General features: G+C 43.6%; 10 protein-coding genes. 1 reads left to right on the top strand and 9 read right to left on the bottom strand.

Going from position 1 to position 11,385, the window contains the following annotated elements; translation table 11 throughout:
- From essB to BTU61_RS07035, 5 genes are all read right to left on the bottom strand, one after another.
- The gene (essB, locus tag BTU61_RS07055) at positions 1-1,302 is read right to left on the bottom strand and encodes a type VII secretion protein EssB (protein ID WP_200772935.1); all 1,302 of its coding nucleotides are present in this window, start codon (positions 1,300-1,302) and stop codon (positions 1-3) included.
- Position 1,303: 1 nt separating this feature from the next.
- Positions 1,304-1,546 (bottom strand): EsaB/YukD family protein, encoded by a 243-nt coding sequence (locus BTU61_RS07050; protein ID WP_200772934.1) that lies wholly within the window; start codon positions 1,544-1,546, stop codon positions 1,304-1,306.
- Positions 1,547-2,002, bottom strand: a complete 456-nt coding sequence (gene essA / locus BTU61_RS07045) for a type VII secretion protein EssA (protein ID WP_200772933.1) — start codon at positions 2,000-2,002, stop codon at positions 1,547-1,549. It abuts the gene before it with no gap.
- On the bottom strand, positions 1,999-5,019 hold the full coding sequence (gene esaA, locus BTU61_RS07040) for a type VII secretion protein EsaA (RefSeq protein ID WP_200772932.1): 3,021 nt from the start codon (positions 5,017-5,019) through the stop codon (positions 1,999-2,001). The genes essA and esaA overlap by 4 nt, the downstream gene beginning before the upstream one ends.
- A 130-nt stretch (positions 5,020-5,149) precedes the next feature.
- Complete coding sequence (locus BTU61_RS07035) at positions 5,150-5,437, bottom strand: WXG100 family type VII secretion target (RefSeq protein WP_049474440.1); 288 nt, start codon at positions 5,435-5,437, stop codon at positions 5,150-5,152.
- Positions 5,438-5,913: 476 nt separating this feature from the next.
- On the opposite strand from BTU61_RS07035, the gene BTU61_RS07030 reads away from it, so the two are divergent.
- On the top strand, positions 5,914-6,465 hold the full coding sequence (locus BTU61_RS07030) for a hypothetical protein (RefSeq protein ID WP_200772931.1): 552 nt from the start codon (positions 5,914-5,916) through the stop codon (positions 6,463-6,465).
- A gap of 53 nt (positions 6,466-6,518) precedes the next feature.
- Here the strand turns inward: BTU61_RS07030 and BTU61_RS07025 are convergent, their stop codons facing one another.
- Genes BTU61_RS07025 through BTU61_RS07010 form a run of 4 tightly spaced genes read right to left on the bottom strand, consistent with a single transcriptional unit; the run spans position 6,519 to position 11,243 of the window.
- Positions 6,519-8,369: a proline--tRNA ligase gene (locus tag BTU61_RS07025; protein ID WP_200772930.1), complete on the bottom strand. Its 1,851-nt coding sequence runs from the start codon at positions 8,367-8,369 to the stop codon at positions 6,519-6,521.
- A gap of 15 nt (positions 8,370-8,384) precedes the next feature.
- On the bottom strand, positions 8,385-9,644 hold the full coding sequence (gene rseP / locus BTU61_RS07020) for an RIP metalloprotease RseP (protein ID WP_200772929.1): 1,260 nt from the start codon (positions 9,642-9,644) through the stop codon (positions 8,385-8,387).
- Positions 9,645-9,680: 36 nt separating this feature from the next.
- Positions 9,681-10,484, bottom strand: a complete 804-nt coding sequence (locus BTU61_RS07015; protein WP_187539856.1) for a phosphatidate cytidylyltransferase — start codon at positions 10,482-10,484, stop codon at positions 9,681-9,683.
- Between the two features lie 9 nt (positions 10,485-10,493).
- Positions 10,494-11,243: an isoprenyl transferase gene (locus BTU61_RS07010; RefSeq protein WP_187539854.1), complete on the bottom strand. Its 750-nt coding sequence runs from the start codon at positions 11,241-11,243 to the stop codon at positions 10,494-10,496.
- Positions 11,244-11,385 lie beyond the last annotated feature (142 nt).

Here is an 11,385-nt window from a genome sequence, read left to right as displayed (position 1 = left end):
CTACTCCTTGTGTTCGCTAGAGGCACTAGAGCTTGCGGCGGTCGAGGACGAGCTTTCAGTTGAGGAACCCTCTGTAGAGGAAGCTGTGGAGGACGCCGCTGTTGAGCCACTGGTGGAAGCTTTGGTTTCATCTGTCTCTGCTTCCAAGAGTTTGGAGCGGGCATCCCAGTACTTCTTGTATTCGCCCTCAAGCTCAGAGAGTTTCTTCTCACGCTGCTCGCCAGAAAGTTTTTCACTATCACGTGTCGCCTTGATTTCCTTACGAAGGGCATAGATGATCAAGTCTGAATCATCGATCCGCTTAGCGGCATCAAGGGCTTGGGTAAAGTCATGACGGCCGATATAGATCCAGTAGTGGAGATAGAGACTGTCTGACTTAAGCGTGACATTGTTGAGGATGACCTTCTTTTGGTCCTCTGAGAAATTCAAGCCTTGCAAGTAAGACGTTGCTAACTCATATTTCTGTGTCATTGGCAGACTGCTTGGAGCCACGCCTTCCAACTCATCGATCACCCCAGTATAGTCCACCTTGAGGTAGGCTGTGTCTGCTTGAAGCAATTTTTCTTTAAAGGGCGCTTGGAAAAAGACCAAGTAAATCAAGGGCAAGAGTAAGAGGGCCACTACAGCTGAGAGCCAAACCGTTGCCAACTTAAAGATTCGGTGTTGACGACTGGATACCAAGGTCAAGGTCTTTTCTTCCTCTTCCTTACGCTCTTGATAAGCTTTCTCTAAGAGTACTTTCATCTCTTCTAAGCTAGCGGCATCACGGATTTCCACCAAGAAATCAGGGAGATCTTCTAATTCAAGTGTCCCTTGATAGAGCTCCATGAAGTCCCAGTCACCAAAAAGAGTAACGGCATAGCACTTAGCCTGGCGCAAGAATTCAACCTGATCCCACTTGCGTGGCACCATCATTCCCGGAACCCCGCGGTAGGCAATCTTGACTTGGGCGTCCTTGGTCACAAACAAATTGATAGGATGGACCATAAAGGTCACCGGAAGCTCCAAGGCCGGAGCTAAATCCAAGACATTGATGGCTAGACGCAGACGGTCTGATACCGGTAATTCCTTGATTTCTTCTGCAGTCAAGCCCAGCGCGTCTGTCTGATAGGTCAGATGAATCTGGTCTTGATCAGCTGTCATGCTTTGCTCCAAAAACAAAGGATGATGGAGATCCAAAATCCATAAATTGCGTAAATCCTGGCTATCCACTTCTGAACGCTTGAGGTCCAGACGCCAGCTGGTTTCTTCTTTTTCAAAACGGAAGACTTGCTCTTCCAGTGTAAATTGTTCTTCTTTCACCTTACCACTCCTCAATCTCGATCAGATCACCACTTGTGATCGGATAGTCTTGCACCACCTTGCCTTCATCCAGCAAGATGCCTTTATTTACCACGCGCAACTGATACTTGCTTCTAGGATTTAGAGCAGACCCAAAGATCTGATCCAATTCCCGAATCAAGCGTCGCACCTCCACCCGCGTCGGGATCCTTAGGTCATGACTTGCCCCATTCATACGGAAAGTGACATTGATATGTTGGTCCATTTAGGCCTCTTTTCTATAGATTCGATAGGAAATGTAGCCAGCCGTTCCAAAGAGCAGAACGCTCCAAGCCAGCATCTGCAAAGCTGGGATGAAATCCGACAAGCTAGCCGAATTGTTCTCCTCGTGGGACTCAAATTTAGATAATTTCTGATTTCCTGGCTGAAACAGGTCCGCTTCAGGCCCTGTTTTTTTCTTTGCCTTTATAGCAGAAAACAACTGGCCGTCTGAATCGGTCAATTGTTTCTCTTGCTGGCGTTTTTCATCTGCTAATTTCTTTTGATCCTTCTCGTTGAAAAGAGACTCCGTCGCATCCAATTGGCCACCGAGCGTCTTTTCCTCATCCGTCTCCAGACGTGAGTTGTTGACCTGCAGACGATTGTCAATAAAATCATCTGCAGACGCCACAACCACTGGTAAGAGACTAAAGACAAAGAGAAGATACATCATTTTTTTCATAAGCTTGATTCAATTTCCTTTGTTTGAGTGAATTTCTTTGGAATGAAGATATTGGCCACAGCTAGAAGTCCAAAGAAGACCAATAATCCAAAGAAGACGCCAAAGCTGGCTGTTTGTCCATCAAAGTAACCCGCAAACTGTCCTTCTAAAATAGAAAGGAGGTTGACATTTTTCACAAAGGCTGGAAGGCCTGACAAGGTCGCGGTCGTTCCGATCGCGCTGGACAGGTAGACATAGCTGATCAGCATGAAGAAGGAAATTCCCATTCCAACCACACGGAAGTGTTTCAAGAGGAAGTATTGGAGCTGTACGAGAACAAAGCCTGCCAATACCGCTAACAAGACCCAAGAAGGCACGTATTCACGACCAACTGAGAGTTGAATACTTGAAACCATACCAGTCACCAAGCCCAAGATGAGGGAAAGCCCTACGAGGACACCAACAGATAAGATATCGGATTCTTGCAAGCGATCCAACTTAAAGCGGTCTTTGACCTTGCGGATGATCGGTTGTGTCGCAAAGAGATAAGCCGTAAAGAGGCTCAAGACTTCCAACATAAAGATCCAGATAAATGGACGGTAGACGTTGATAGTGGCTTTGACAGAAGAAGATTTTTCTGCGACTGGATTTGACAAGAAGTCCAACAAGACTTCATTAGGAACCCCGTTTTCATAGGCATTGTTGAAGACTTTACGGAAGGATTCAACAAAGTTTCCGTTTTCAGACAATTCCTTATCAAATTCACCCATCAAGCTTTCTGCATTGTTGGACAATTTCTCTGTATTGCCTTGTGCCCGTTGCAATTCCTTATTCAATTGGTTAAAGATTTCATTGGTAGAATTGGCAGCTTCGACATTGCTTCTAGAAGAACTCTTAACCCCTTCGGTTGAGCTCAAAAGAGAGGTGTATTCAGAACCGAGAGATGACAAGTCTGCATCTGTCTTCGTTTGCGCTTGGTTGTCTGTTTCCTGCGCCGTCGAGATAGCATCTAATTTTTTCTGAAGTTCAGCATATTGTGTTAATTGATCATTGATATTTGCGGTAAGATTTTTGTTAGCATTTTCAATAGCTAAAAGATTTGCAGACAATTGTGGTCCCAAGTCTTTCAATTGTTTAAGAGTACCGTCTAATTGGGCCCTCACGCCCTTAGTCGCATCCCCTTTTCCGTCTGTATCAATGCTGGTACGGTATTCCTTGATATTGCCTTCGACTGCAGTCTTCACGACATCGACTAGAGCGCCCGTCAAATCCATATCCTCAATCGGATCGAAGATTGAATGGCGATTTCCTTTTTCATCTGCAGGATAGTAGGCATCGATCAATGCTCCTGCACGTTGATAATTCAAGGCAATTTCACTTGCTTTCGCCGCATAGTTGGCAACAGCTAATTTCAAGTCATCAGCAGAAACGGTCACACTGGTAGAAGAAACCCCATTCACAAGGACGTCAACATCAATCGTACTTGGCATGGCCCCTCCATCTTCAGCGAGGTGAATTTGAATTGGTTTGCCATCTTTTAGTTCGACTTCCTGCTCAGCGTTACCTGAATAAGTCGTTCCATCATAGGTCCAGGTATCCACCTTGACTCCGGTAGGTACTTGGATACTAACCTTTTGTTTCCCAGATTTGGCATTGAGGATCGTTGCAACTGCAGTTGATTTGGCATCTACTTCAGCAGCCAATCGTTTCAAATCATCGGCGTTCCCTTTTGGTTGCGCCTTTATTCCAGCAGCAAAAGCACTATCAAAATCAATCGTTGCATTGAGATTTCCATACTTGTTGAGATTCAGACTCGCAGGGTCTAAAGATGGAAGTTTTTCAATGGCTGTACGAATGGCATCATCTGCTTTGGTTCGTAACTTGCTGATGGTATCAATACTTTGCTTTCCAAGCAAGGTACGAAGGGTCACCTTGTCGCCTTCTTTTAAACCATAGTAGTCTAGGATTTTTGCCTTTACAGAAGTTTCGATGTTCTTCTCATGGTCATCCAGTTTTTGGCGCTCTGTTTGGATCCCTTTTTCCAGTTCAGAAATCCGATCATTAACATCCTGGGTCAAACTTGCATAAGTTTTTGTCCCAGAGGTATCGCCTTCAGCCGGTTTGCTCAATTGCTTGGTAATAGCATCTTGATTTTGTTGCAGATTTTTATACAAATCCTGCGTCTGTGTACTCAACACAGACTGTTTCATGGTCATAAGCTGATTCATGAATTCTTCATGGCTGATCTTGTCACTTGAGCGTTGCTTGATCAAGCTATCAAAATTCTGACCATATTGACTTTGAGATTGGCTCAATTGGTCAAAAGCCTGTGTATACGATTCAAGAACTGTTTTCAAGGCGTTATTTGACTCGACAGATGACGTCGATAAACTATAAAGACTTGGGAAAATATTCTTTGAATCCAGAGCTGAATCCAACAAATTACTCCGGTAAGAACCGATATTGGTCGATTGTACCTTGTTACTTGTCTCAACATTTTTCTGAGCTGTATAGAGGTTGCTCAAAATGCTGACCATATACATATCCACCAACTGATTTCTGAGATCTGATACAATATCTTTTGCAACTTTATTGGCTTCGTTTTCAACTTGCGCATTTCCAGCAGCATTGACCTTATAGGTAACTGTCGTCTTTTCTGCATTGACCGCATTGACTTCAAGGATCTTCTCAGAAAAGTCACTTGGAATTGTAATCAACAATTGATATTTTCCGTCGGCAAGTCCCGCTTCAGCTGCTCCACGAGGAAGGACCGACCAGTTTTGTGAGTTATCCCGCTCGATGTTTTTTACATAACTCGCACCGAGGTTGTACTCTTTGTCATTTAACTTAACCGCTTGATCTTCATTCACTACAGCGATGTTGAGCTTGGTATTTTCCTTGGTTTGGACGGCCTTTGCTTCCCTCTGTCTTTGATCTTTCTGAACAGACGTATATAAACCGACAACAGTTCCCATCAAAAGGAGCACCATTGCACTTTGACCAATGTATTTTAACCATTTTTTATGTTTTGCTTCCATACCTTTTCCTTTTTCTAATCATAGATACAAAATAGGGGTTAGGAATTAAGAATCTAACCCCTATTTTCTATATATCAAAAGACAAAAGGGTGATCTACCTACGAGAAGTAAGATCACCTCCAAGACCATCTTAGTGGATTTGTGCTGCGATATCTTGGTCAGTTTGTTCAACGATATCAGCAACTTTGATCAATTGACCGTTGATGTCTTCCAACAATTGAGCGAATTGTTTGATTTTTGGAGACAATTCGTTGAATTGTGCTTCAAAGCTATCAAATGCAGATCCATCCCAGTTTGCATCGATGACTTGTTGTTCATGAGTCAAAGTAGTAAGGATTTGATCGATATCTTGAGACCCTTGTGCATAGCGTTGAGCTGATTGACGTAGGTCTTCTGGAGTTAATTTAATTTGAGCCATATGTTTCTCCTTTTGGGCTGATACCCTTATTTTTTTCATAAACAATACTTTAGTACGAATTAGTAAAATACCAGATAACTGTATATTTTACCTTTTTCTCCCTGTCTGTATTATTTACTTAACACTATCTTAATGAAATATCGCTTGAATGTCAAGATTAGAGGACCATCTGATAAAACATTGTAACTTTGTTACAACTCTGTAATTATTTGTCACAGAAATGTAATAATTTTCTCAAAAGCCTTCCCCCAACAGTCTTTATTTAGTAATAATGCAAAGAAATTATACCTCCATTTTTTTCTATATGTTAATTCAACACATCCATTAAAAATGTCGACTTTATTGTATAATTTCTAGAAATAAATTAATAAATTGCATAAATTGCCATTTTTATTTTCATTATGGTATAATGGAAACAGTTTAGAAACCTGTTTGTACGGATGCTAAACACAAATGAAATCCTAAAAGGAGTGTTTATGAAAAAATTTTTACTAGCCAGCGCCTGTCTGCTGACTCTCACAGCTTGTGGTCAAGGACAAGAAGCTAAAAAAGCAACTACTGCATCTGCCAGTCACCAAACCTCTCAAACCAAAACAGACGAGGTGAAAACCAAAACTTTTGTCAAAGACTTGGGGGACAACCACAAAAATAAAATTCAAATTGGTTATGAGAAGGATGAGATTGTGTCGATGACCATCATGGGTGTTGCCCCAATACCGGAAGATATGCAAAAATTAGATGTTGCTGAGTTAAAAGAAACCTTTAAACCTGAAATCGACCAAAATAATTCCCAAAACGGATTCACTAACGTTGCAGGCCTGCATCCGGACATTCAAATTGCTGATGATAAAAAAACATATACCAACATCATGCATATTGACTTCTCTCAAATCCAAAAAGAAGAGTTTGCAAAAATAATTGAGAAGCAGGGTGGGGAGCAAAACTCCCAAATGTTGAAGTATCTAAAAGGTAAACCTCAAGATCTCTTTACCTATTTCAAGGACAACGGTCTTACAGAAGAAAAATAAAAGAGCTTCCTGAGTTTCATCACCACCCTGGTGAGAGCTCAGAAAGCTTTTTCTTATTTGTTCAAGATTGAAAGGGTTTCAAGAAGATTGTCCGCATGAACTTCGATGGTATCTCCTGTCGCTTTGATTTTCACTTCAACGATACCTTCCGCTGCTTTCTTACCAACTGTTACGCGGATTGGAAGACCGATCAAATCACTATCACTGAATTTCACACCAGCGCGTTCATTTCGATCATCCACCAAGACTTCATAACCCTTATCCACCAAAGCTTCTTCGATTTGTTGGGTCAAAGCTAGGCTTCCTTCATCCTTGACATTGACTGGGATCAAATGCACATCAAATGGGGCCAATTCTTTAGGGAAATTGATTCCCCATGCATAGCGGAATTCCCCTTTTGGTGTTTTGTTGACAAAGAGACGAGCGTGTTGTTCCATGACAGCTGAAAGAAGACGGCTGACACCGATTCCGTAGCATCCCATGATGATTGGAACGGCACGTCCATTTTCATCCAAGACTTCTGCTCCCATGCTGGCTGAGTAGCGAGTCCCAAGTTTGAAGATGTGACCAATCTCGATCCCACGCGCAAAATTCAAGATTCCTTTACCGTCTGGCGAAATCTCACCTTCACGTACTTCACGGATATCCACATATTCTGCAGTGAAGTCCCGACCTGGATTGACACCTGTCAAGTGGTAGCCATTTTCATTTGCTCCTACGACTGCATTTCGGCTATCTTGGACCTTGCGGTCTGCGATGATTTTGACAGTTTCTGGGAGGTCTACCGGACCCAGTGAGCCAAAATCAGCTCCCAAGAATTCTTTGACTTCCGCTTCAGTAGCCGGCTCAAAGAAATCAGCTCCCAGGTAGTTTTTCAACTTGACTTCATTGAGTTGGTCATTGCCGACAAGAAGGGCCACAACTGGCTCACCATCCGCAACATAAACTAAGGTCTTGATCGTGGCTTCTTCTGAAACATCTAAGAAGGCTGCCACTTCATCAATAGATTTCACACCTGGCGTTGCGACACGTTCGATGGCTTCTTCAGCGACCACTCGGTTGCTTGGCTTGTATTCATTGGTCGCCATTTCTAAGTTCGCAGCATAGGTCGATTCACTTGAATAGGCAATGGTATCTTCTCCAGAAACCATCCATTTGAGCAATTCTGCTTTGATTTCTTCTTGAACTTCTGCAGGAATCTCATCAAAAGAAGCGACAGACTTGTCTAGCACAACCCAACGATCCAAGTCTGTACGGGCTGGTGTGACGGCCATGAACTCTTGGCTATCCTTTCCACCCATAGCTCCACCATCACCGATGATGGCCTTGTAATCAATACCACTGCGGGTGAAGATGCGCTCATAAGCTGCCTTGTACTCATCGTAAGTCACATCCAAGCTATCGTAGTTGGCATGGAAGCTATAGCCGTCTTTCATGATGAACTCACGGGTCCGAAGAAGACCATTCCGTGGGCGTTTTTCATCGCGGTATTTTGGTTGGATCTGATAGAGATTCAAGGGCAATTGTTTGTAAGATTTCACTGAATCACGCACAATAGCAGTAAAGGTTTCTTCGTGGGTTGGACCTAAGATAAAGTCAGATCCTTCGCGGTTTCTCAACTTATAGAGGTCTTCCCCATAAGTTTCGTAACGGCCTGATTCACGCCAGAGATCCGCACTCAAGAGAGCTGGAGCCAACATTTCTACCGCTCCAATTTTTTCAAATTCTTGTCTCATGATGCCCTTGGCTTTTTCAATTACACGATTAGCTAGTGGTAGGTAAGAATAGACACCAGCTGAGACTTGGCGAACATACCCTGCACGCAACATCAGAGCGTGACTAATGACTTGAGCATCGCTTGGCATTTCGCGAAGCGTTGGAATCAACATTTTACTTTGTTTCATGAACAACTTCCTTTTCTATTTCAAAAATAATTTCATAATATCGTTCCAGGTGACAGCAATCATCAAGATCACCATCAGAGCTACACCTGCGAGCGTCATATAGGTTTCTACTTCTTGCTTGAGCGGTTTTCTACGGACCACTTCGATCAGGTTGATCAAGATTTTTCCACCATCCAAGGCTGGAATCGGGATCAGATTGAAAATTCCAATATTGATCGAGAGCATGGCCATGAGGGATAACACAGCAGGAATTCCTAGTTGAGCTGCTTGTGAGCTGGCATTGTAGATGGCAACTGGACCACCCAGTTTATTGAGACTAAAGTGGAAAATGATATCTTTCAAAGCTCCCAAAATCCGAGTCGCTGTATTCCAGGTATCTGTAAAACCAGACAAGAGCTTATCCATAAAGCCTGTCTTGATCCCGTTTGTCACACCCAGATAGTAACGATCTCCTGATTTGGTTGGTTTCACTTTGACTTCTTTTTCTTTGCCATCTGTCTTGACTTTCAAGGTTAACTCCGGAGCAGTCTTGCTGTCCTTGGTCGCCTTTTCCACAGCATCTGTCAATTCATCCCAGTTGCTCACGGTATCGTTGTTTACCTGAAGGATCTGAACATTGCTTTTGACACCAACCTTAGCCAGCGCACCATCAGGTGTTACCTGAACATTGTTGCTGTAATAGTCAATCGCACCACCGCGCATAAAGGCTAAGAGTGAGTAGACAATAATACTGAGGATAAAGTTGTTCATAGGACCCGCAAAGTTGGTGATTAATCGTCCCCAAATGCTGGCATTCTGATACTGAACATCTCTCGGTGCAATCCGCACTTCGGTCCCATCTTCCTCAACGATGGTTGCATCATGATCGACATCATAGGTCTTTGTCTCATCGAGAACCAAGCCCGTGATTTCTAATTTATCTTCAAAGTCAAACTGGGTAACATTCATAGGAAGGGCTGTCTGATCCAGATTCTTTCCAGAAAGATTGATCCGGACGACCTTACCAGCCTCATTGAGTGTCAAGCTGACGGGAGTACCAGTCTTAATCTCCGTCGTGTCCTCCCCCCAGCCAGCCATCCGAACGTAGCCACCTAAAGGTAGGATCCGAATGGTATAGGCTGTCCCGTCCTGACCAATATGGGCAAAGATCTTGGGTCCCATCCCGATTGAGAATTCTCGCACCAGGATGCCCGATTTTTTCGCAAAATAGAAATGACCAAACTCATGGACAAGTACGATCACTCCAAAAATAACAATAAAAGCAATAAATTGCATCGTTCTATCCGCACTATCCTTTCTAACGATTCATTTCTAGAACAAGCCTAAGAAATGCATCAAGGGAAATACAAAAATCAAACTATCAAAACGGTCCAAAACACCGCCATGTCCGGGGATAAATTTCCCAGAATCCTTCACACCAAAGTGGCGTTTGATCGCACTCTCTACCAGGTCACCAAATTGACCTGCGATACTAAAGAGGATGGTAAAGAAGATCATAGCGATCAACCCATGTCCACCTGCCACTGAGCGATCAACCATCATAAAGATCACGGTCACTGCAACGGCTGACAAGATCCCGCCTAGGCTGCCTTCAACTGTTTTATTGGGAGAAACGGCAGGCATGAGCTTGCGTTTGCCAAACTGGCTACCAACCAGATAGGCACCTGAATCTGTCGCCCAAACAATAAAGAGCGCCAACAAGACCTTGTCAATACCAGCGATGCGCGCATCTACTAGAGAATGGAAACCAAGCCCTACATAGAAGCTGGACGCAATGGGGTAGACCACATCTTCATAGTTATACTGTTGAGCGAGAACCGTTGTTCCCATGAGGATCAAGACCACCAAACCATAGGCAATCATATTGCCATCTGCGGGCAGGTAAGTCAAATAGTCCTCAATCGGCAAGGTCAATACAAAGGCTGCCAACATAGCGAGCGCCCCTTCAAAGGTCGCAGTCTCAAGCCCCTTCATCTTCAGCAATTCATGAACACCCAGCATGGCAATCAAGCCAATTACAATCTGGAAGAATACCCCCCCAACCATCACTGTTGGAATGAAAAAGAGCAGGGCAATTCCACCAAAAATCACACGTTTTTGTAAATCTTTTGTCATCATTTTCTCCTAAACACCGCCAAATCTCCGATGGCGATGGCTATAATCTACTATGGCACTCCGTAGTGCATCCTCTCCAAAATCCGGCCACATCACATCTGTGAAATAAAGCTCGCTATAAGCAGCTTGCCAAGGAAGGAAATTGCTCAAGCGAAGCTCTCCACTGGTCCGGATAATCAAATCTGGATCCCTCAAATCACGAGGCAAACTTTGCGTATAGAGGCAATCAGCAATACGATCTTCCGTGATCTCTTCTGGGCTCAGATTGCTATCCCGCACTTCTTGAGCCAGTTGCTTCACAGCCTGAGTAATTTCAGCACGTCCCCCATAGTTGAGGGCAAAATTCAGAATCAAGCCTGTGTTGTCCTTGGTCTTTTCTTCAGCTCTTTCCAAAGCTTCTAGGGTTTCTTTTGGCAATTTCTTGGTATCGCCAATCATTTGAATTTTGACATTGTTGCGATGCAATTCAGGAACGAAGCGATCGTAAAATTCCACCGGTAAGTGCATGATGAACTTGACTTCCTCTTCCGGACGCGTCCAGTTTTCCGTAGAAAAGGCATAGACCGTCAAGACCTGAACCCCCATATTTTTCGCCGCAATGGTCACTTCTTGGAGGGCTTCCATTCCTGCCTTATGGCCAAAAACACGCGGTTGCATCCGCTTTTTCGCCCAGCGGCCATTGCCATCCATGATGATGCCAATATGTTTCGGGACTTCTAAGGGAATTTCGTTTTTTTCTTTTTTCTTAAAAGGAAACATGTTTTTCTACCTATTTCAATATTGATCGCTTCATTATACCATAAATCCCCTTAAAATAGGGACTCTGGCCTATTATTTGGAGGAGCAGGGCTTTTCATCAAAAAAAAATGCACTCTCATCCACTAAAAGAGGCTGGGACAAA

The organism is Streptococcus lactarius (assembly GCF_016642265.1).
Classification (GTDB): Bacteria; Bacillota; Bacilli; order Lactobacillales; family Streptococcaceae; genus Streptococcus; species Streptococcus lactarius.
Note: the sequence above shows the minus strand (reverse complement) of the source record. Positions and strands in the feature narration are given on the sequence as shown.